The organism is Streptomyces mayteni (assembly GCF_054783955.1).
On the sequence record NZ_BAAGPR010000008.1, the window covers coordinates 68,720 to 88,006 of the forward strand.

Here is a 19,287-nt window from a genome sequence, read left to right on the forward strand (position 1 = left end):
GTTTGTGAGTCGCCACTCATATTAATTCTCCGCAAGAGAGGGCCCACATGCCCGAGCCCACCAGTGCCTCCGCGACACTGAGCCCCTTGCAGGTCTTCGAGCGCTTCCGCGAGAACGTCCTCGGTGGGGCTCCCGGTCTCACCGAAGATCTCTGCGCCGAGGACGTCGTGGTCGAGCTGCCGTTCGCTCCGCAAGACCGGCGCCGCCGGGTCGTCGGGCGCGAGGAGTGCGCCGCATTCACAGCGGCAGGCAGAAACGCCCTGCCCGTCCGCTTCGACGCGTTCCACGACATCGCCGTCCACCAGACCGCCGACCCCGAGGTGATCGTCGCCGAATACGAGGTGGCGGGCTCCGTTACCACGACCGGCCGCCGAGCCGCCGCGGCGTTCGTTCTGGTGCTAAGGGTCCGGGACGGCCGCGTGGTGCACTGGCGCGAATACCAGGACGTCGCGGCCATCACCCAGGCGCTGTCAGACCAACGCTGACCGTCGCTCAGCACGGACAAACGATGCCGACGCCTCAGGTTGAGTGAGACGCATGCGACCGACGAGTCTCACTCAATCTGGACCATGGCTGGCCACAGCCCCACCGTGGTCCACCTTTACCGAGACAGATCAAAGTCCAGCAGCGGCTCGTTGGTCGTCGCCGGCGCTTCGAGCATCGGGAGGTGCCCGACGTCGGGCGGCCGCTCGACGCGCGCGGTTGGCACCGTGGCGTAGTCGTGCGCCGCCGACGGATTCCAGCGGCGGTCGGCGGCGCCGAAGATCACCAGGACCTGGACGTCGAGGGCGGCGAGGCGCTCGGGCACGCTCCGATCAGGGCCCTGAGGGCGGCGGGCTGTGGAACGAGCGCGTCGGGGCTCGGGCCGCTGCTGATCAGCGCGAGCGCACCGGCCGGGCGGCCCGCCTGTGCTGGCGCGTCGTACGACGACGCGGGCGGGGGCTGGCCGTGCCCCGGTAGGTCGATCCTGATGGCGTGGTGCCGGCCGGCGAGTGCCGGCACCGCCGGGCCCCAGGAGCCGCTCGACGACCCCGAGCCGTGGATGAGCGCCAGCGGCGACGCCTGCCGCGGGCCGTCGTGGACCATGTGCGTCCCGTGCGCCTGCTTGACGTGGTGATTCCCCATGTCCTGGACGATGCCGGGGCCGCCGGCCTCCGGTCTTGTGCGAATGTCGCCGCTCCCCGAAAGAAAGTGCCTGTTGCCCTGCCTGGCGAGGCGCCAGGAAGGCCCTGTGTGCCGTGCAGGCGCGTTTTCGCGGGAATCAGGCAGGGGGGATTGCTCCGGGGGGAGATCGGGGCGCACGGGAGAGTGTGGAGGTGTTCGTGCCCCGTGATGGTGGGGCGCCTTCGGTATCCTGGGCGGCATTCCGGCAACCACTGGTCCCGGGCCGCGCAGGCCCAGGGGCCTCTTTGGGTTGCCCAGCCCGAGAGAGAGCAGCTGTGACCACTCACGACACCCGCACCGACACCGACCCGTCCTACGACGCCCACGCGATCACCGTCCTGGACGGCCTCGACGCCGTACGCAAGCGGCCCGGGATGTACATCGGCTCCACGGGCGCGCGAGGGCTGCACCACCTCGTGCAGGAGATCGTGGACAACTCGGTGGACGAGGCGCTGGCCGGCGTCGCCGACCGGATCGACGTGACGATCCTGGCCGACGGCGGCGTGCGGGTGGTCGACAACGGCCGTGGCATCCCGGTGGGGACGCATCCGGTGGAGAGGCGGCCGGCCCTCGAGGTCGTGCTGACCGTGCTGCACGCGGGCGGGAAGTTCGGCGGCGGGGGCTACGCCGTCTCCGGCGGTCTGCACGGCGTGGGCCTCTCGGTGGTCAACGCCCTGTCGACCCGGCTGTCGGCGGAGATCAGGACCGACGGCCACCGGTGGACGCAGGACTACCGGGACGGCGCCCCCACCGGCCCGCTCGTCCGCCACGAGGCCACCGCACGGACGGGCACCACGCTGACCTTCTGGGCGGACGGCGCGATCTTCGAGACCACCGACTACTCCTTCGAGACGCTGGCCAGGCGCTTTCAGGAGATGGCGTTCCTCAACCGGGGGCTCACGCTGACCCTGACCGACGAACGCCCGTCCGCCCGGGCCACCGCCGCGGCCGACGAGGCCGACGGGGCCGGCTCGGACCCGGCAGGGGAGCGGGCGGCGAGGACGGTCTCCTACCGCTACGAAGGCGGCATCACCGACTTCGTCGCCCACCTCAACGCCCGCAAGGGCGAGCCGGTCCACCCCTCGGTGATCTCCATCGGCGCCGAGGACGCAGGGCGGCTGCTGTCGGTCGAGGTCGCGCTGCAGTGGAACGGCCAGTACGCCGACAGCGTCTACTCGTACGCCAACGCCATCCACACCCACGAGGGCGGCACCCACGAGGAGGGCTTCCGCACGGCGCTGACCACCGTCGTCAACCGCTACGCGCGGGAGCGGAGGCTGCTGCGGGAGAAGGACGGCAACCTGGCGGGCGAGGACATCCGCGAGGGGCTGACCGCGATCATCTCGGTCAAGCTGGGCGAGCCGCAGTTCGAGGGCCAGACCAAGACCAAGCTGGGCAACACCGAGGCGCGGACCTTCGTGCAGAAGGTCGCGCACGAGCACCTGACCGACTGGTTCGGCCGCCACCCCAACGAGGCGGCCGACATCGTGCGCAAGGCCGTCCAGGCGGCCACCGCCCGGGTCGCGGCCCGCAAGGCGCGCGACCTGACCCGCAGGAAGGGCCTGCTGGAGTCCGCGGCGCTGCCGGGCAAGCTGGCCGACTGCCAGTCGAACGAGGCCGCCAGGTGCGAGATCTTCATCGTCGAGGGCGACTCGGCCGGCGGCAGCGCCAAGGCCGGCCGCGACCCGCGGTACCAGGCGATCCTCCCGATCCGCGGCAAGATCCTCAACGTCGAGAAGGCCAGGATCGACCGGATCCTCCACAACCAGGAGATCCAGGCGATCATCTCCGCGCTGGGCGTGGACGTGCACGAGGGCTTCGACATCGCCAGGCTCCGCTATCACAAGATCATCCTGATGGCGGACGCGGACGTCGACGGCCAGCACATCAACACCCTGCTGCTGACCTTCCTCTTCCGCTTCATGCGGCCGCTGATCGAGGAGGGCCACGTCCACCTCTCCCGCCCGCCGCTCTACAAGATCAAGTGGGGCCGGGAGCAGGTGGAGTACGCCTACTCGGACCGCGAACGCGACCTGCTCCTCGCACGGGGCCGGCAGGCCGGCCGCCGCACCAGGGACGACTCCATCCAGCGCTTCAAGGGCCTGGGCGAGATGAACGCCGAGGAGCTGCGCGTGACCACCATGGACCCCGCGCACCGGGTCCTCGGCCAGGTCACCCTCGACGACGCGGCCGTCGCCGACGACCTGTTCTCCGTCCTGATGGGCGAGGACGTCGAAGCGCGCCGCCACTTCATCCAGCGCAACGCCAGGGACGTCCGCTTCCTCGACATCTGACCCGCCGCCCCGGGCCGACCAGGTCGGCAGCCCCGCCCCCACCGTTCGCCGCCGAGGAGAGCACCGCGTGAGCACCTTCCCCGCCCCGCCCACGGGCGACCGCCCGCAGGACGGCTCCGACTACACCGCACGGCACCTCGTGGTCCTCGAAGGGCTGGAGGCCGTGCGCAAACGCCCGGGCATGTACATCGGATCCAGCGACAGCCGTGGCCTGACGCACTGCCTGTGGGAGATCTTCGACAACTCGGTCGACGAGGCCCTGGCCGGAGTCTGCGACCACATCGAGGTCGTGCTGCACGCCGACGGCTCGGTGGAGGTCGCCGACAACGGCCGCGGCATCCCCGTGGACGTCGAACCCCGCACCGGCCTGTCGGGCGTCGAGATCGCCTACACCAAGCTGCACGCCGGCGGGAAGTTCGGCGGCGGCTCCTACGTCGCCGCCGGCGGCCTGCACGGCGTCGGTGCCTCGGTGGTCAACGCCCTGTCCGCCCGGCTCGACATCGAGGTCGACCGGCACGGCCACACCCACGCCATCAGCTTCCGCCGCGGCACCCCTGGCAGCTACGCGGGCCCCGGGCCCGACGCCCCCTTCACCCCGGCCCGGGGCCTGCGCCGGACGCCCGGAATCCCCGCGTCGCGCACCGGCACCCGCGTGCGCTACTTCGCCGACCGGCAGATCTTCCCGGCGGACGCCGAACTCTCCCTCGCCGCGTTGCACCAGCGCGCCCGCCAGACGGCCTTCCTGATGCCGGGCCTGACCATCGTCGTCCGCGACGAGTACGGCCTCGGCGAGGGCGGCGGCAGGAGCGAGGAGTCGTTCCGCCACGACGGCGGGATCGGCGAGTTCTGCGCGTACCTGGCGAACGACCGGCCCCTCTCCGACGTGCTCCGCCTCACCGGCCTCGGCACCTTCAGGGAGACCGTCCCCGTCCTCGACGAGCAGGGTCGGACGACGCCCACCGAGGTCACCCGCGAACTCGGCGTCGACGTGGCGATGCGCTGGGGCACCGGCTACGACACCACGCTCCGGTCCTTCGTCAACGTCATCGCCACCCCCAAGGGCGGCACCCACCTCGCCGGCTTCGAACAGGCCGTCACCAGGACGGTGAACGAGGTCCTGCGCGCCAGGAAGCTGCTGCGGGTCGCCGAGGACGACATCGCCAGGGACGACGCCCTCGAAGGGCTCACCGCCGTCGTGACCGTGCGGCTGGCCGAGCCGCAGTTCGCCGGCCAGACCAAGGAGGTCCTCGGCACCTCGGCGGCCCGCCGCGTCGTGCACCAGGTGGTCGCCGGGGAACTCAGGGCGTTCCTCACCGCCACCAAGCGGGACGCCGCCGGCCAGGCCCGCGCCGTCCTGGAGAAGGCCGTCGCCGCCGCCCGCACCCGGATCGCCGCCCGCCAGCAGAAGGACGCCCAGCGCCGCAGGACGGCCCTCGAGTCCTCCTCGCTGCCCGCCAAGCTCGCCGACTGCCGCAGCGACGACCGGGACCGCGGCGAACTGTTCATCGTCGAGGGCGACTCCGCGCTCGGCACGGCCAAGCTGGCCAGGAAGTCCGAGTTCCAGGCGCTGCTGCCGATCCGCGGCAAGATCCTCAACGTCCAGCGGTCCCCCGTGACCGACATGCTGAGGAACGCCGAGTGCGGCGCGATCATCCAGGTGATCGGAGCGGGCTCCGGGCGGACCTTCGATCTCGACGCGGCCCGCTACGGCCGGATCATCATGATGACCGACGCCGACGCCGACGGCTCCCACATCCGCTGCCTGCTGCTGACGCTCTTCCAGCGCTACCTGCGGCCCCTGGTCGAGGCGGGCCGGGTGTTCGCCGCGGTGCCGCCGCTGCACCGCGTCGAGTTGGTCAGTCCGAAGAGGGGCCAGGACCGGTACGTCTACACCTACTCGGACCGCGAACTGCGCGACCGGCTGGCGGAGTTCCGGAGCCGGAACATCCGGTACCGGGAGTCCGTCCAGCGCTACAAGGGCCTCGGCGAGATGGACGCCGACCAACTGGCCGAGACGACGATGGACCCGCGCCGCCGCACCCTGCGCCGGATCAACCTCACCGACCTCGAGGCGGCGGAGCGGGTGTTCGACCTGCTCATGGGCAGCGACGTGGCGCCCCGCAAGGAGTTCGTCACGCGCTCGGCGGCGACCCTCGACCGGTCCAGGGTCGACATCTGAACCCCGACACCCGAACCCCGACACCCGAACCCGGCGTCAGCGGAGGTTCCCGTCGACGCGGGCGCTCCAGACCGCCAGGGCGGCCGCCAGGGAGCAGGCGCCGCCGAGCCACAGCACGGCGTGCAGGGAGAGCGAGTCGACGACGAGGCCGCCGGTCAGCGCGCCGAGGCCGATGGACAGGTTGAACACCGACACCCACAGGGCGGAGGCCGCCTCCACCGCCTGCGGCGCGGTCCTGATCATCCAGGTCTGCAGGCCGACCGACACGCCGCCGAAGGCCAGGCCCCAGGCGATCAGCAGTGCGGCGCCGCCGGCAGGACCCCGGCCGAGCAGCAGGTAGAGCGGCATCGCGGCCGCCAGGGCCAGGGCGATGACCAGCACCGTCAGGTGCGGACGGCGCGCCAGCGCCGCGCCGGCGACGAAGTTGCCGACCATGCCGGCCAGGCCGAAGCCGAACAGCAGCGGGCCGACGAGTCGTTCGTCGATCCCCGACAGCTCCTGAAGCGCCGGGCTCACGAAGGTGTAGGCCGAGAAGTGGCCGGTGACGACGAGGAAGGTCGCGAGGATGCCGACCCGGACGCCGGGGTTGCGGAACTGTTCCGCCAACAGGCGGGGCCTGACGGGCCGGCTGGCGGCCAACGACGGCAGCACGGCGAGCAGGGCGAGCAGCGCGACGAGGGCCAGGGCGCTCAGCGTCGCGAAGGCGACGCGCCAGCCGGTGAACTCGCCGACCAGGGTGCCGATCGGGACGCCGAACACGTTCGTGGCGCCGACGCCGCCGAAGATGATCGCGGTGGCCCGTGGCACGTTCCTGGCGGCCACCAACCGGACGGCCAGGCCGCTGGCGACGGCCCAGAAGCCGCCGATCGCCACCCCGACCAGCACCCGGGAGGACACCAGGACGGCGAAGTTCGGCGCCAGGGCCGAGGCCACGTTGGCGAGGGCCATCAGCCCCATCAGCCCGAGCAGCAGCAGGCGCCGGTCCAGCGCGCCGACGAGTACCGGCACCAGCGGTGCCGCGACCGCGGCGACCAGGCTGGGCACCGTCACCATCAGCCCGGCCGTCCCCTCGGAGACCGAGAGCGCGGAACCCACGCCGGTGAGCAGGCCGATCGGCAGTTGCTCGGCGGTCACCAGCAGGAAGGTGCCCAGGGTCACCGCGGCGACCGCCGGCCAGTGACTCCTCTCCCCGGCCTGTCGGCCGGTCGTCGGGGTGGTGGTCGGGGTGGGGATCTGGTTCGTGGGCGGCACCGAGGCTCCTCCATCTTTCGGGAGCGATCGCTCCCATACGTCGAGGCGGGACCCTAGTACGGGAGCGATCGCTCCACAAGTTCGGTAGGGTGGCGGGCATGGCACGCCCCCGGCAGTTCGACGAGCGGGACGCGGTCGCCAGGGCGGCCGAGCTGTTCTGGCGACGCGGCTACCACGCCACCTCGGTGCGTGACCTGGGCGACGAACTCAGGCTCACGCCGAGCAGCATGTACCGGACGTTCCAGGACAAGCACACGCTGTTCCTGCGGGCCCTCGACCACTACCGGGCCACCGAGTCCGCCCAGGCCGAGCGGTGGCTGGGCGCCGCCGGCGGCCCGGTCCGCCAGGTGCTGCGGGAGTGGCTGCGGTGGCTGGTCGGCTGCCCGCCCGACGAGGAGTCGGGCCGGGGCTGCTTCGTGGTCAACACCGCCACCGAACTCGGCACCGCCGACGCCCAGGCCCTCCAGCGCACCGAGGCCGCCTTCGAGGTCACCCGGCAGGCGCTGCGCTCGCTGCTGGCCGAGGGGCGTGACAGCGGCGAGCTGCCCGCCGACCTCGACGTCGAAGCCGCCGTGGAGCTGCTGTTCACCACCGTGCTCGGGCTGCGGGTGCGGGAGCGCGCCGGCCATGCCCCGGAGCGCCTGGCCGCCGCGATCGACGCCGCGGTCCAGGCCCTGGGCCCGGCGCCCTCCTAGTACGCCTCAGCACTTGCCTAAAGGTATTAGGTAGCCGCATGATGGCTTTCGTCCGGTGGCGAAAGGGTGGTGTGGCATGGCGAGGGCAGGGCTGACCGCGGAGCGCCTCACGCGGGCGGGCGCGGAGCTCGCCGACGAGGTGGGCTTCGACCAGGTGACCGTCTCGGCGCTGGCCAGGCGGTTCGACGTCAAGGTCGCGAGCCTCTACTCCCACCTGCGGAACTCCCAGGAGCTCAGGACCCGGATCGCCCTGCTCGCCCTCGAGGAGCTGGCCGACCGGGCCGCCGAGGCCCTGGCCGGACGGTCGGGCAAGGACGCCCTGACGGCCTTCGCCCACGTCTACCGCGACTACGCCAGGGAGCATCCGGGCCGGTACGCCGCCGCCCGGCTGCGGCTCGACCCGGAGACGGCGGCCGCCAGCGCCGGCGTCCGGCACGCGCGGATGACGCGGGCGATCCTGCGCGGCTACCGGCTCGCCGAGCCGGACGAGACGCACGCGGTCCGGCTGCTCGGCAGCGTCTTCCACGGCTTCGTCAGCCTGGAGCTCGCCGGCGGCTTCGACCACAGCGCCCCTGACTCCGCCGAGAGCTGGGCCAGGACGCTGGACGCGCTCGACGCCCTGCTGCGGAACTGGCCCGCGCCCTGACCCGACCGGCCCCCGAAGCGGCCGTCCCCCTGAGTGGCCGTCCCCGTCGGCCACTTCGTCCCCGAACGGCAATCGACAGATCGACAGATCGACAGGCTGAGAACGATGCACCGTGCCGAGCACCCCCAGCTGATCACCACCCCCATCACCGCCGAGCTGCTGCGCGGCGCCCTCGACCTGGAGCGCACCGCCCGCGGCCTGCTGCCGCACCGGCTGCCGCCGCTGGCCCGCGCGCGGTGCGCCGACCCGCAGCTCGCCATGACCGAGTCCCAGCCGTCCGGCGTCCGCCTCGCCCTCCGCACCGCGGCGACCGTCGTCGAACTCGACACGCTGCCCACCAGGCGGAGCTACGACGGCGCGCCACCCCGCCCGGCCGGCCGCTACGACCTGCTCGTCGACGGCCTGCCGGCCGGCCAGGCCACCGTGGCCACCGGCGGCGACACCCTCACCATCGACCTGGCCACCGGCGCCACCGAGCACCGGCGGGGGCCGGCCGCCACCCTCCGCTTCGCGGACCTGCCCGACCGGCCCAAGGACGTCGAGATCTGGCTGCCGCACAACGAGACCACCGAACTCGTCGCGCTGCGCACCGACGCCCCCGTCGAGCCGCTGCCCGACCGGGGCCGCAAGGTGTGGCTGCACCACGGCAGCTCGATCAGCCAGGGTTCGGACGCCGCCGGCCCCACCACCACCTGGCCCGCGCTGGCCGCCTCGCTCGCCGGCGTGGAGCTGGTCAACCTCGGCTTCGGCGGCGGCGCCCTGCTCGACCCGTTCACCGCCCGCGCGATGCGCGACACCCCGGCCGACCTGATCAGCGTCAAGATCGGCATCAACCTCGTCAACGCCGACCTGATGCGGCTGCGCGCCCTCGGCCCGGCCGTGCACGGCTTCCTCGACACCATCAGGGACGGCCACCCCACCGCGCCGCTGCTGGTCGTCTCCCCGCTGTACTGCCCGATCCACGAGGACACGCCGGGGCCCGCCGCTTTCGACCTCGACGCGCTGGCCGAGGGCCGGCTGCGGTTCCGGGCCACCGGCGACCCGGCCGAGCGCGCCGCCGGGAAGCTGACGCTCGCCGCCGTCCGGGAGGAGCTGGCCCGCGTCGTGCGGCAGCGGTCGGCGGAGGACCCGCGGCTGCGGCTCCTGGACGGCCGCGAGCTCTACGGCGAGGCCGACCACGCCGAACTGCCGCTGCCCGACGAGCTCCACCCGGACGCCGCCACCCACCGGCGCATCGGCGAGCGCTTCGCCGCGCTGGCCCTCGCCGCCGGCGGACCGCTCGGCCCGTAGGCCGGGCGGAGCCGCGGCCGGTTTCCCCGCGGCCGGTTTCCCCGCGGCACGCGGTGGGCGGTCCCGGCGCGCCGGACGGCGAGAGGTAGCTTGCTGTCATCTGGTTGTTCATCTCGCCGACGCCGGCGGGACATCGGCGCAGAGGTGGCGGGTGGGCGGGACGGACGCGCGAGTGGGGGTACCTCGTGACGGAGTACGGGAGAGGACGCGGGCTCGGCTGACCCCGGGTCTGCTGTGGCTGGTGGCCGGCGTGCTGACGGCCTGGCAGGTGGCGGAGGCGCTACGGCGGACGTCGGACGAGCGGCTGACCGACCTCGGTCGCTGGCTCACCGCCCAACCCCTCTACGACGAGGGCGGTTTCGCCGGCACCCCGTTGGCCGCGCTGCTGCTCGACCCGCTGCGCGCGGCCGGCGGCCGCGCCGCGGACCTCGGGTGGACGCTGGCCGCCCTGTTGCTGCTCGCCGCCTTCGGCCTGCTGGTGGCGCGCGCCGTGCCTGGCCCCACCAGGCTGGTGGCGCCGGCCGTGCTGATCCTGCTCGCCCTGTCGCGCCCGGCGCGCGAGCTGGTGACGCACGGCGGCCTCGGGCTGCCGGCGCTCGTGCTCGCGCTGGCCGGCTGGCTGCTGGCCCGCCGTCACCAGGGCCGCGGCGGCGCGCTGATCGGCCTCGGCGCCGCGTTCCAGCCGACGCTGCTGCTCTTCGGCGCCCTGCTCTGGTGCACGGGCGGGCGCCGCGCCGCCCGCGCCACCGGCGTGGCGTTCGCCGGCGCCACCGCGCTGGCCTGGGCGGCCAGGCCGGCCGACTCCGTCGCCTACTGGCTCCACCACACCGCGGGCGTCGGCCTCGGCACGGCCGCCGACGCCCTCGCCAACCAGTCGCTGCACGGCGCGCTGCTGCGTCTTGGGCTGCGCGGCCCCGCCGAGGTGGCCCTCTTCCTGCTGCTCGCGGCCGCCGTCTGCGCCGTCGCGCTGCGCCGCGCCGTCCGGCTGGCCCGCGACGACCAACGGCTGCTCGCCGCCGGCCTGGTGGGCTGCGCCGCCCTCGCCGTCACGCCGGCCGCCTGGGAGTCAGGACAGCTGTGGCTGCTGGCGGCGCTCGCCGGCCGGGCCGGCCGGCGCACCGCCGACCGTCCCGTGTGGCCCGCGCTGGTGGCGCTGGTGCTGGTCTTCGACGGCACGGTGCTGGTGCCCAAGCTGGACTCGTTGGCGCCGATCGGCGAGAACGCGCCGCTGCTGGTCGCGCTCGCCGCGGCCGGCGCGATCCGCTTCCTGCCGCGCGCCTCCCCGCTCTGGGACCGGCCGGTCAGGGCCGGGGCGGCCGGCCGGCCCAACCTGCTGCTCGAACTGCTGCTGATCCGCGTCGGATACTTCTGCTACTCCTGGGTCCGCAGCGAGGCGCGGGGCGACCGGGAGACCGCCGAGGCGCACGGCCACCAGATCCTGGACATCGAGCGCGCGCTGCGGATCGACGTGGAACACGGGCTCAACCACGCGGTGGCGGACGTCGGTTGGCTGGCCGACGCGATGGACTTCGCCTACGCCTCCTTCCACTTCGCCGTCCCGCTGACCATCCTCGGCTGGCTGCTGGTGCGCCACCCGGCCGCCTACCGCGCCGGCCGCCGGGCGCTGGCCCTCACCACGCTGCTCGGCCTCGTCGGCTTCTGGCTCTACCCGCTGGCGCCGCCCCGGCTGATGCCGGGGCTCGGCTACATCGACACGGCCAACGGCGTCCAGGACCTCGACGACCCGCGCTACGGCGCGCTCACCGGCATCACCAACCCCTACGCCGCCATGCCGTCGCTGCACGTCGGCTGGTCGCTGTGGTGCGCGGTGACGCTCTGGCGCACCGCCCCCTACGGCTGGCTGCGGGTGGCCGGCTTCGGCTATCCGCTGCTGACCACGGTGGTCATCATGGGCACCGGCAACCACTACCTGCTGGACGCGGCCGGCGGGGTGCTCGTGGTACTCGGCGGCTTCGCCGCCTCCCGCGCCATCGGCCGGGCGTTCGAGCTGGCGGAGCGGGTGGAGCCGCCGACCGAGGGGCCCGGGCAGGAACCGGGGGAGGGACCGGGGGAGCGGCCGCCGGCCCTGACGGGGGCGCGTTGAGCGGCGGACGCCGTACCTGGCGACCGGCCGCCGGGGCCGCGCGCCCCTACGGGGCGCGGTCTTTGCCGAGGCCGTGCCAGAGCACGGCCAGCATGCGGTCCGTGGCGGCCTCGGCGGTGAGTTCGGGGCGGCCCTCCTGCCAGAGGGCCAGCCGCTCGCCCGCGCCGATCACGATCTGGCCGTAGGCGGCGGCCGTGCCCGGATCCGGGGCCAGGCCGTCGCGGAGCAGGAACTCGGCCATCACGTCGGCCTGTTGGGCGCGCAGCGCCTCGACCTCGCGGCCCGCGTCGCCGGAGAGCAGCGCGGACTCCCGGTTGAGGGCCGACCAGCTCTCGCGGTGGTCGTCGATGAACCGGAAGAACGCCAGCAGCGCGGCGCGCAGCGCCTCGCGCGGCTCTGTGACGTCGGCCGTGGCCCGGCTGGTGGCGTCGAGGAGTTCGGCGCGGGCCCTGACCAGGAGCGTGAGCAGCAGCCGCTCCTTGGAGTCGAAGTGGTCGTAGATCACCGGCTTGGACACCCCGGCGCGTTCGGCCAGTTCGTCCATGGTGGCGAGCGCGTAGCCGCGCTCGGTGAACAGCCGCTCCGCGATGGTGAGGATCTGCGCCGCGCGCTCGGCGCGTGGCATCCGCTGCCTGGACACGGGGTGACCCTACCGCCGGTAGGTGCGGTCGGGTTACCCTACTGGTAGTAGGTTACCGGGAGTAGGTTGGAGGCTCCGATGCTCTTCCTGGTCGTGGCGGTGGCGGTGTTCGGGATCCTGCTCGGCACGGCAGCCCACATCCCGCCGGCCGCCTCGCTGGCGGCCGGTGCCGTGATCGGCGGCTATCTGGTGGCGCTCGCCCTGCGGGAGCGGCGGCGGGTCGCCGCGGCGACGGGGCGGCGATGAGCGCCCGCGCGGCGCGGGACGTCGAGACGGCCGACTCGATGGCCCTCTGGTCCTTCGTCTCCGGCCTGGTCGGCCTGCTGGTCTTCAACCTGATCCTGGGCCCGCTCGCCCTGGTGCTCGCCGCACTCGCCCTGACCGGCGGCACGACCCGGCGCGGCCGCGCCCTGGCCGGCGCGACGCTCGGCGTCGCCGACCTGGCCCTGCTGGCCGCGCTGGTCGCCGACGACTCGACCGTCTCCTGGCACTTCGGCCCCTGACGGTGGCGGTACCAAAATGGTACCGATGGCGGTATGGTTTTGGTATGGCTATGAATCTGCGACTGCCTGACGAGGTTCAAGAGGCTCTGAAGCTCCGTGCCGAGCAGGAGGGGCGGAGTATGCACGCGATAGTGGTTCAGGCTGTCGAGCGATATCTCGTGGAAGAAGCGGATCGGGCGACCGTTCGCAAGCTCGGGGCCAAGTACGCGGCGAAACACGCTGACTTGCTGCGCAGGCTCGGAGAGTAGCCCGTGAAGTATCTGACCATCCAGGAGGCGTTGGACCTGGCTGAGCTCGCCTGTGGAGCTCAGGACGTCGTGGTGCGGGATCTCGGTCTGCTGTCTTCGGCGCTGCACAGGCCGCAGTCCCAGCTGTTCGGGGTCGAGGCCTATTCCGGTCTCCACGAGAAGGCGGCGGCGCTGTTGCAGTCGCTCGTGGTCAATCATCCACTCGTTGACGGGAACAAGCGTGCCGGGTGGATGTGCGCCGTGGTCTTCCTCGACATCAATGGAGTCGACTTCTCGGACATCGACCAGGATGAGGCGTACGAGCTGGTCATGGATGTCGCGTCCGGCAAGGCCGAGAACATCTCTTTGATCACGGAGGCTCTGCGTTCGCTTCGGCCGGCCCGTTAGGCGGCTGCCGGAAAGATCACGTCCTGTCGTTCGTGCAGCAGGAGCACGGGGATGTCGAGGGCGGCGAGTTGCCGGGCCGCGTCCTCGTGTCGAGGGCTGGGCAGGGTGCCGGCCCGCCAGGGCTGCCGCGCGGGTGAGCTCGGGCCCGGACAGGCGGTGATCGCCCCAGATATCCGCCTCGGCGGCACGGAGTTCGGTGCGTGCGTGCCAGCCGTCGAAGGCGTCAGGCGGCACGGGCAGGACACCGCTGGAGGCGACGACGAGTCGTCGGACACGATCGGGGGCGGCCAGGGCCAGACGCTGGGCGATCAGGCCGCCGTAGGAGAAACCCCGGTGTCGATGAGGGCGACGAGGTCGTTGGTGGCGGCGGCCGGGGTGTACTGGTCGTCGGCCAGGCCGCGGGTGGAGCGTCCGCAGCCGCGTAGGTCCGGCATGACTATCCGGTGCCGGCCCACGAGCTGAACGAGGGGGCTACGTAGGTAGGTGTGGTCCCAGTCGGGACCTCCGTGGATCACGAGCACCGTGCGGTCAGCCGGTCCGGCGGTCCGGGCGACGAACAGGTCGACGGGCGGTCTGGTCGACACGGCCACGAGGCTCTCGGCGACCATCGCGCCAGTGTCGCACTCGCCGCGAGCAGAGCGCTTCTCGGACGGCCTCGGCCATGAGGTTGTCGAACGTGCCGCCGTACCCGCGGACTTCGGCCTCCGCCACCAGGAGGAGGTCGCCGGCCATGCTGTCCACGGAGATGATCTCGGGGTCCTCGCGGTCGGCGAAGCTCATCAGCGCGAACGAGCCCGGCATCCCGGTTCGGCGTCAGGCGGCGAGGGTCTCGACGAGGTCGTGGCCCAGGTCGAACCCGATGCCGTCCGGGTTGGTCAGCCCGTGGTCGGCGTACCAGGACGCGTCGGCCTCGGGGTGCGGGCCGACGACACCGACCCGGCCGGCGCCGCTGCGGGCGACGACGGCGGCGGGTAGGCCGTTGTCGTAGGTGGCCAGCACCGTGGCCGACGCGTCATCGGCCAGCTGGAAGTAGGGGCCGTCCTGGAAGTAGACGTGCCGGGGGCGGCCGCGCCAGCGCAGCCGGATGACGGTGTCCTCGCCCGTGGTCACCGAGGCTCCCGGGCTGTCGATGTAGCCGCCGCTGTCACCGGGGAGCAGGCCGAGGCCGGGGTCACGGCCGGCCAGGTAGCCGCCCATGCAGAAGCCGAGGTAGCGACCGCCGCCGCGTACCCAGTCCCTCAGGTCGTCGGCGAACGGACGCAGCTCGGCCCAGGCGGCGTCCACGTCGTCCCCGCCGCCCGGTTGGGCGTAGACGTCGGCCGCGGCCAGGGCGCGCGCCGAGAGCGGGGTCTCCTCGTCGGGGCCGCAGTAAGTCACCGTGAACCGGGAAGGTGTGCCGCGCAACAGGGCGGCCACCGCCTCAGGGCAGCCAGGGCTCGCCGCCGGGCCGCGGTAGACCAGTGCGGACGGTGGCCGGCGCGGGGTCGCGCAGCCGGACAGGAGCGGCGGGGCGGCGAGCGTCGCGAGGGCCGCCAACACGCGGCGCCGCCCGGGGCCGGCCGTCATGCGGCCCGCGCCGGGGCGAGGCGGACGAGGGAGGCCGGGATCACGCGCCGGAGTGTACGCGGACCCGGCTGAAGCCGGCGCGCCGGTTGCCCCCCCGAGCGGTCCGGGGCGGTCGACATCAGATCACGATCTGATTAGGCTGGTTCGTATGAGCATCGCCCGCCCGGACTCCGTGACGTTCACCGACCTCTCCCGTAATCCGCGTGCCGTGGCCGAGCGGGCGGCGCGCACCGGGCGCCTCCGGGTGACGCATCGGGACGCGCCCGACTTCTACCTGACGGCCGCCGACCGCGAGGAGCAACGCGATGCCAATCTCGGCACGACCTCGCGGATGTTCCTGGCGATGCTCAGGCGCGACGCCAGTGCCCAGGCGCTCGTGACGGTCATGCCCGATGTCTTCCCGTGGATAAGGCATCTGAGAGACGCCGAAGTACGCGCGTTCACGGTGGAACTGGTCGAGGCCCTCTCCGACGCCGCCGAACTGGGGGCGGACCACTCCGCCCAGGAGGTCATCGCCGGATGGCGCGCCACCGCTCGCATCAAGGCGGACCCGGAGGAGTACCGCGCCACACTCGGCCCCACCGAGGGTGACTACGGCCCCGTCGAGGTCGTCGAGTGACCCCGAAGCGCGGCGATCGGGTCACGGTCCCTCCGCCACACGACGAATGGGATGTCCGCTTCGGGACCGGTGAGGCCGTCAAGGGATGGGAGGAGCTCTGCCGCCACGCTCTCGCCAACGCCCGCCGCTGTCTGGACGTGCTGCGCATGGCTCCCCACTCGCGGGCCCATCACCAGCGTCAGCATCGGCTACGAGGAGACCTGGCGACAGATCGGCACAACGGTCGAGAGCTCGAACAGTGGGAGTTCGAGGTCACCAGCGGAGGCCGGGTCCGCTACCTCGTCGATCGGGAACGGCGGGTCGTCTGGGTGATGTACGCGTCGCTCCGGCATCCCAAGGACACCGAGTGACGGATGCGGCGCCGCTGAGCCGGCGCGAGGCGGCGGATGCGGGAAGCATGTGGTACCAAGGCGCCGCGTGGATGTGCACCGTGGTCTTCCTCGACCTGAACGGAGTCGATTTCTCGGACGTCGATCAGGTCGAGGCGTACGAGCTGGTCATCGATGTCGCGTCGGGTAAGGCCGAGAATCTGTCCCTGATCGCGGAGGGCCTGCGTTCGCTTCGGCCGGACCTGGCCTGACGCCCCCGAGGGCCCACAGCCACGTCACCGTTGCGAGGGCTCGGCGTCCCCGTCGGCGGTGGTGTGGGCGTGGGCCGTGGTGATCAGTTCGGTGGCCACCTCCAGGGAGGCGGCCATGCGCTCGTCCCTGGAGCCGCCCACCGCGTCGAGGCCGAAGACGCCGGCGTGCAGGCTCATGAAGGCCGTGATGGCCCGGAGCCGGGTGGGGAGGGGGGCGTCCGGGGGGACCATCACGCCGACCAGGTCGATCATCCGGTCCTTCAGGCTGTGGCGGATCTTGAGTTCGCGCAGGGTCGCCTGGTTCTCCTGCATGAAGCGGAAGAGCGGCTGCGCCGCGCCCAGGCTGGCGCCGTAGCGACGCAGGACCTCCAGCTTGGTCTCCAACGTGGGCGGCTGCTCCCGCGCCCAGGCGATCAGCTCGTCGACCGGCCCGGTCATGTCGGCGTAGACGCTGGTGAGGATGTCTTCCTTGGTCTTGAAGTGGTAGTACAGCGCGGCCTTGGTGACGTCGAGGCGCTCGGCGATCTCGCGCAGTGAGGTCTTCTCGTAGCCCTGCTCGGCGAAGAGGTCCAGGGCGACCGACTGGATGCGCTGCCGGGTGTCGGACCGGCGCGAAGGCCGCGTGCCGCTCATCGATGTGCTCCCACTTTACTCATTACTTACTTGACGGCCGGCTAGTTACCGCTCTACCTTCTCCAGAGTACCCACTTGCCGGTCGGCAGGTAAGGCAACGGAGGAGCGCATCGTGTCCCAGGATCAGGCCGAGGGGCAGAGTCAGCTGGCGGCACCGCGCAACGCGCGCGTGGTCATGATGGCCCTACTGATCGCGATCATGCTGGCCATGTTGGACAACATGATCATCGGAACCGCCATGCCCACCATCGTGGGTGAACTCGGCGGTGTCCAGCATCTCTCCTGGGTGGTCACGGCGTACACGCTGGCCACCGCCGCCTCCACGCCGATCTGGGGCAAGATCGGCGACATGTACGGTCGGAAGGGCGCCTTCCTGACCTCCATCGTGATCTTCCTGATCGGCTCGGCCCTCTCCGGGCTCGCCCAGGACATGGGGCAGCTGATCGCGTTCCGCGCCGTCCAGGGCCTGGGCGCCGGCGGTCTGCTGGTCGGCGTGATGGCGATCATCGGCGATCTGATCCCGCCCCGGGAGCGCGGCCGCTACCAGGGCATGATGGCCGGCGCGATGGCGCTCGCCATGATCGGCGGCCCGTCGCTCGGCGGCCTGATCACCGACCACCTCGGCTGGCGCTGGACCTTCTACATCAACCTGCCGCTCGGCGCCGTCGCCCTCACCATGGTGACGCTGGTGCTGCACCTGCCGAAGCGGCGCTCCCAGGCCAGCATCGACTACCTCGGCGCCACGCTGCTGGTCGTCGGCATCACCTCGATCGTGCTCGTCACCACCTGGGGCGGCACCGAGTACCCGTGGGGCTCCGGCCGGATCGTCGGTCTCTCGGTGCTCGGCGTGGCGTCGCTGATCGCGTTCGTCTGGTCGCAGACCAGGGCGGCAGAGCCCGTGCTGCCGCTGCACCTCTTCCGCAACCGCAACTTCACGCTCGTCGCGCTGATCGGCTTCTTCGTCGGCTTCGTGATGTTCGGCGGCACGCTCTACCTGCCGCTGTTCCAGCAGGCGGTGCAGGGTGCCTCCGCCACCAACTCGGGGCTCCAGCTGCTCCCGATGCTGCTGTCGATGATGGCGGTGTCCATGGTGGTGGGCCGGGCGACGACCAGGACCGGCCGCTACCGGATGTACCCGATCGCCGGCGGCGTGCTGATCGTCGTCGGGATGCTGCTGCTCTCGACCATGGACACCGACACGGACCGGCTGACCGCGGGCGTCTACATGGCGGTGCTCGGCGCCGGCATGGGCTTCCTGATGCAGATCACCATGCTGATCGCCCAGAACAGCGTGGAGATGAGGGACATGGGCGTGGCCTCGTCCACCTCCACCCTCTTCCGCACCCTGGGCAGCTCGTTCGGCGTCGCGATCATGGGCGCCCTGTTCACCTCGCGGGTGCAGGACGAGATGGCCGACAGCGGCGCCGCGGCCGGCGGCGCCGCCAGGGAGACCGCGGCGCTCGACGCGGACGGCCTGGCCGCGCTGCCCGACCAGGTGCGCGAGGCGTACGAGCACGCGGTCGCCTCGGGCACCCATGTCGCCTTCCTGGTCGGCGGGTTGATCGCGGTGGCGGCGTTCGTGATGGCGCTGTTCGTCAAGGAGGTCCCGCTGCGCGGCGGCCCGCAGGCCGAGGCCGCCCCGGCCGGTGGCCAGGCCGGCGGCCCCGCCGGCGGCGAGCGCCCGGTCGTCGAGCCCGTCTGAGCCGCGTCCCAGCCGCGCCGGCCCACGCGCCCGCGCACCCCCGAAACCTCGGGAGGTGCGCGGGCGCCGTCGCGTTATGAAACCGTGATTCAGCGTTCGGTGGTGCCCAGCGAGTCATAGAGGGTGGTGGGCGCGCGCGGGCGCGACGGTTCGAAACGGAGAGCGGATGGGCGAGTACCGGGATTTCGAGGAGTACGCGCGCGCCCGCCAGAACCGGCTCTACCGCACGGCGGTGCTGCTCTGCGGCGACCCGCACCGGGCGCAGGACCTCGTGCAGAACACCCTGGTGCGGCTCCTGCGCTACTGGCCGCGGGCGATCCGCGCCGACAACGTCGACGCCTACGCCCGCACCGTGCTCACCCGTACCTTCCTCGCCGAGCAGCGGAGGGGGCTGCTCAGCCGGCGCGCGCATGCAGTCGAGGACAACCCGACCGGCGCCGGGGACCCGGCGCTCCGGGTGACGTTGCTCGCCGCCCTGGGCGAACTGCCGCCCAGGGCGCGGGCGATGCTCATACTCCGCTACTGGGAGGACCTGAGCGTGGCCACCGTGGCCGGGCTGATGCGGTGCAGCCAGTCCACGGTCAGGAGCACCTGCTCCCGCTCCCTGGCACTGCTGCGCGGCCGCCTCGACGCCGAGGAGTGGCACGCCGAGCCCTACGCGGGGCTCGGCGCCGAGCGGAGTCGTTGACGGCCTCGTCGCGTCCGGCCACGCCGAGCCCCGCCGTACCCCGATCCGGCGCCGGCGCGCCGGATCCACCTGACCATTTGTGAAGACCATGCGAAAGG

22 protein-coding genes and 1 pseudogene are annotated in these 19,287 nt (G+C 72.6%); 16 read left to right on the top strand and 7 right to left on the bottom strand.

Features of this window, described 5'->3' with window-relative positions; translation table 11 throughout:
• The first annotated feature begins 47 nt into the window (after positions 1-47).
• A complete protein-coding gene (locus ACYVPE_RS06155) occupies positions 48-485 on the top strand; it encodes a nuclear transport factor 2 family protein (RefSeq protein WP_461032375.1) in 438 nt (145 codons plus the stop codon).
• Between the two features lie 116 nt (positions 486-601).
• Here ACYVPE_RS06155 and ACYVPE_RS06160 read toward each other — a convergent pair.
• Positions 602-1,086: pseudogene (locus tag ACYVPE_RS06160) on the bottom strand (alpha/beta fold hydrolase).
• 353 nt (positions 1,087-1,439) lie between these two features.
• On the opposite strand from ACYVPE_RS06160, the gene gyrB reads away from it, so the two are divergent.
• Positions 1,440-3,458, top strand: coding sequence for a DNA topoisomerase (ATP-hydrolyzing) subunit B (gyrB, locus tag ACYVPE_RS06165; protein ID WP_461032376.1), 2,019 nt, complete (start codon positions 1,440-1,442; stop codon positions 3,456-3,458).
• Positions 3,459-3,525: 67 nt separating this feature from the next.
• The gene (locus tag ACYVPE_RS06170; protein ID WP_461032377.1) at positions 3,526-5,637 is read left to right on the top strand and encodes a DNA gyrase/topoisomerase IV subunit B; all 2,112 of its coding nucleotides are present in this window, start codon (positions 3,526-3,528) and stop codon (positions 5,635-5,637) included.
• Between the two features lie 36 nt (positions 5,638-5,673).
• Here ACYVPE_RS06170 and ACYVPE_RS06175 read toward each other — a convergent pair whose 3' ends face one another.
• Positions 5,674-6,870 (bottom strand): MFS transporter, encoded by a 1,197-nt coding sequence (locus ACYVPE_RS06175; RefSeq protein ID WP_461032431.1) that lies wholly within the window; start codon positions 6,868-6,870, stop codon positions 5,674-5,676.
• A 116-nt stretch (positions 6,871-6,986) separates the two neighbouring features.
• Between ACYVPE_RS06175 and ACYVPE_RS06180 the strand changes: the two genes are divergently transcribed.
• The 4 genes from ACYVPE_RS06180 to ACYVPE_RS06195 all read left to right on the top strand — a co-directional run bounded on the left by ACYVPE_RS06180 (position 6,987) and on the right by ACYVPE_RS06195 (position 11,623).
• Positions 6,987-7,583 carry a TetR/AcrR family transcriptional regulator gene (locus ACYVPE_RS06180; protein ID WP_461032378.1) on the top strand — a complete coding sequence of 199 codons (597 nt, stop codon included), beginning with the start codon at positions 6,987-6,989 and terminating at the stop codon, positions 7,581-7,583.
• A 76-nt stretch (positions 7,584-7,659) separates the two neighbouring features.
• Positions 7,660-8,229, top strand: coding sequence for a TetR/AcrR family transcriptional regulator (locus ACYVPE_RS06185; RefSeq protein WP_461032379.1), 570 nt, complete (start codon positions 7,660-7,662; stop codon positions 8,227-8,229).
• 105 nt (positions 8,230-8,334) lie between these two features.
• A complete protein-coding gene (locus ACYVPE_RS06190) occupies positions 8,335-9,519 on the top strand; it encodes a GDSL-type esterase/lipase family protein (RefSeq protein ID WP_461032380.1) in 1,185 nt (394 codons plus the stop codon).
• A 241-nt stretch (positions 9,520-9,760) separates the two neighbouring features.
• Positions 9,761-11,623, top strand: a complete 1,863-nt coding sequence (locus ACYVPE_RS06195) for a bifunctional glycosyltransferase 87/phosphatase PAP2 family protein (protein ID WP_461032381.1) — start codon at positions 9,761-9,763, stop codon at positions 11,621-11,623.
• Between the two features lie 46 nt (positions 11,624-11,669).
• Here the strand turns inward: ACYVPE_RS06195 and ACYVPE_RS06200 are convergent, their stop codons facing one another.
• Complete coding sequence (locus ACYVPE_RS06200) at positions 11,670-12,263, bottom strand: TetR/AcrR family transcriptional regulator (protein WP_461032382.1); 594 nt, start codon at positions 12,261-12,263, stop codon at positions 11,670-11,672.
• Positions 12,264-12,341: 78 nt separating this feature from the next.
• On the opposite strand from ACYVPE_RS06200, the gene ACYVPE_RS06205 reads away from it, so the two are divergent.
• The 4 genes from ACYVPE_RS06205 to ACYVPE_RS06220 are packed head-to-tail and all read left to right on the top strand — an operon-like array spanning position 12,342 to position 13,401.
• The gene (locus tag ACYVPE_RS06205) at positions 12,342-12,509 is read left to right on the top strand and encodes a hypothetical protein (RefSeq protein WP_461032383.1); all 168 of its coding nucleotides are present in this window, start codon (positions 12,342-12,344) and stop codon (positions 12,507-12,509) included.
• A complete protein-coding gene (locus ACYVPE_RS06210; protein ID WP_461032384.1) occupies positions 12,506-12,766 on the top strand; it encodes a DUF4190 domain-containing protein in 261 nt (86 codons plus the stop codon). Before ACYVPE_RS06205 ends, ACYVPE_RS06210 begins: the two co-directional genes overlap by 4 nt.
• Before the next feature lie 50 nt (positions 12,767-12,816).
• Positions 12,817-13,014 carry an Arc family DNA-binding protein gene (locus tag ACYVPE_RS06215; protein WP_461032432.1) on the top strand — a complete coding sequence of 66 codons (198 nt, stop codon included), beginning with the start codon at positions 12,817-12,819 and terminating at the stop codon, positions 13,012-13,014.
• A gap of 3 nt (positions 13,015-13,017) precedes the next feature.
• Positions 13,018-13,401, top strand: coding sequence for a type II toxin-antitoxin system death-on-curing family toxin (locus ACYVPE_RS06220; RefSeq protein ID WP_461032385.1), 384 nt, complete (start codon positions 13,018-13,020; stop codon positions 13,399-13,401).
• Positions 13,402-13,709: 308 nt separating this feature from the next.
• On the opposite strand, the gene ACYVPE_RS06225 is transcribed toward ACYVPE_RS06220, so the two are convergent.
• The 3 genes from ACYVPE_RS06225 to ACYVPE_RS06235 are packed head-to-tail and all read right to left on the bottom strand — an operon-like array spanning position 13,710 to position 14,967.
• Positions 13,710-14,009 carry an alpha/beta fold hydrolase gene (locus tag ACYVPE_RS06225; RefSeq protein WP_461032386.1) on the bottom strand — a complete coding sequence of 100 codons (300 nt, stop codon included), beginning with the start codon at positions 14,007-14,009 and terminating at the stop codon, positions 13,710-13,712.
• Complete coding sequence (locus tag ACYVPE_RS06230; RefSeq protein ID WP_461032387.1) at positions 13,930-14,202, bottom strand: Scr1 family TA system antitoxin-like transcriptional regulator; 273 nt, start codon at positions 14,200-14,202, stop codon at positions 13,930-13,932. The genes ACYVPE_RS06225 and ACYVPE_RS06230 overlap by 80 nt, the downstream gene beginning before the upstream one ends.
• Positions 14,203-14,214: 12 nt before the next feature.
• Positions 14,215-14,967 carry a BPL-N domain-containing protein gene (locus ACYVPE_RS06235; protein ID WP_461032388.1) on the bottom strand — a complete coding sequence of 251 codons (753 nt, stop codon included), beginning with the start codon at positions 14,965-14,967 and terminating at the stop codon, positions 14,215-14,217.
• 148 nt (positions 14,968-15,115) lie between these two features.
• Between ACYVPE_RS06235 and ACYVPE_RS06240 the strand changes: the two genes are divergently transcribed.
• From ACYVPE_RS06240 to ACYVPE_RS06250, 3 genes are read left to right on the top strand one after another with little or no spacing between them, the layout of a single operon-like run.
• Positions 15,116-15,586 carry a prevent-host-death family protein gene (locus ACYVPE_RS06240; RefSeq protein ID WP_461032389.1) on the top strand — a complete coding sequence of 157 codons (471 nt, stop codon included), beginning with the start codon at positions 15,116-15,118 and terminating at the stop codon, positions 15,584-15,586.
• The gene (locus ACYVPE_RS06245) at positions 15,583-15,936 is read left to right on the top strand and encodes a hypothetical protein (RefSeq protein WP_461032390.1); all 354 of its coding nucleotides are present in this window, start codon (positions 15,583-15,585) and stop codon (positions 15,934-15,936) included. Before ACYVPE_RS06240 ends, ACYVPE_RS06245 begins: the two co-directional genes overlap by 4 nt.
• The gene (locus tag ACYVPE_RS06250) at positions 15,933-16,166 is read left to right on the top strand and encodes a hypothetical protein (protein WP_461032391.1); all 234 of its coding nucleotides are present in this window, start codon (positions 15,933-15,935) and stop codon (positions 16,164-16,166) included. Before ACYVPE_RS06245 ends, ACYVPE_RS06250 begins: the two co-directional genes overlap by 4 nt.
• Before the next feature lie 24 nt (positions 16,167-16,190).
• Here ACYVPE_RS06250 and ACYVPE_RS06255 read toward each other — a convergent pair whose 3' ends face one another.
• Positions 16,191-16,799: a TetR/AcrR family transcriptional regulator gene (locus ACYVPE_RS06255; RefSeq protein ID WP_461032392.1), complete on the bottom strand. Its 609-nt coding sequence runs from the start codon at positions 16,797-16,799 to the stop codon at positions 16,191-16,193.
• A gap of 175 nt (positions 16,800-16,974) precedes the next feature.
• Here ACYVPE_RS06255 and ACYVPE_RS06260 point away from each other — a divergent pair, with 175 nt between their 5' ends.
• On the top strand, positions 16,975-18,501 hold the full coding sequence (locus tag ACYVPE_RS06260; protein WP_461032433.1) for an MDR family MFS transporter: 1,527 nt from the start codon (positions 16,975-16,977) through the stop codon (positions 18,499-18,501).
• Positions 18,502-18,667: 166 nt separating this feature from the next.
• Complete coding sequence (locus ACYVPE_RS06265) at positions 18,668-19,189, top strand: SigE family RNA polymerase sigma factor (protein WP_461032393.1); 522 nt, start codon at positions 18,668-18,670, stop codon at positions 19,187-19,189.
• Positions 19,190-19,287 lie beyond the last annotated feature (98 nt).

Bases quoted from the DNA above. Each gene is read 5' to 3' on its own strand.
- ACYVPE_RS06155 (WP_461032375.1), top strand. From the start codon at position 48: ATGCCCGAGCCCACCAGTGCCTCCGCGACACTGAGCCCCTTGCAGGTC.
- ACYVPE_RS06180 (WP_461032378.1), top strand. From the start codon at position 6,987: ATGGCACGCCCCCGGCAGTTCGACGAGCGGGACGCGGTCGCCAGGGCG.
- ACYVPE_RS06185 (WP_461032379.1), top strand. From the start codon at position 7,660: ATGGCGAGGGCAGGGCTGACCGCGGAGCGCCTCACGCGGGCGGGCGCG.
- ACYVPE_RS06190 (WP_461032380.1), top strand. From the start codon at position 8,335: ATGCACCGTGCCGAGCACCCCCAGCTGATCACCACCCCCATCACCGCC.
- ACYVPE_RS06205 (WP_461032383.1), top strand. From the start codon at position 12,342: ATGCTCTTCCTGGTCGTGGCGGTGGCGGTGTTCGGGATCCTGCTCGGC.
- ACYVPE_RS06210 (WP_461032384.1), top strand. From the start codon at position 12,506: ATGAGCGCCCGCGCGGCGCGGGACGTCGAGACGGCCGACTCGATGGCC.
- ACYVPE_RS06215 (WP_461032432.1), top strand. From the start codon at position 12,817: ATGAATCTGCGACTGCCTGACGAGGTTCAAGAGGCTCTGAAGCTCCGT.
- ACYVPE_RS06225 (WP_461032386.1), bottom strand. From the start codon at position 14,009: ATGGTCGCCGAGAGCCTCGTGGCCGTGTCGACCAGACCGCCCGTCGAC.
- ACYVPE_RS06230 (WP_461032387.1), bottom strand. From the start codon at position 14,202: ATGCCGGGCTCGTTCGCGCTGATGAGCTTCGCCGACCGCGAGGACCCC.
- ACYVPE_RS06235 (WP_461032388.1), bottom strand. From the start codon at position 14,967: ATGACGGCCGGCCCCGGGCGGCGCCGCGTGTTGGCGGCCCTCGCGACG.
- ACYVPE_RS06240 (WP_461032389.1), top strand. From the start codon at position 15,116: ATGAGCATCGCCCGCCCGGACTCCGTGACGTTCACCGACCTCTCCCGT.
- ACYVPE_RS06255 (WP_461032392.1), bottom strand. From the start codon at position 16,799: ATGAGCGGCACGCGGCCTTCGCGCCGGTCCGACACCCGGCAGCGCATC.
- ACYVPE_RS06260 (WP_461032433.1), top strand. From the start codon at position 16,975: ATGATGGCCCTACTGATCGCGATCATGCTGGCCATGTTGGACAACATG.
- ACYVPE_RS06265 (WP_461032393.1), top strand. From the start codon at position 18,668: ATGGGCGAGTACCGGGATTTCGAGGAGTACGCGCGCGCCCGCCAGAAC.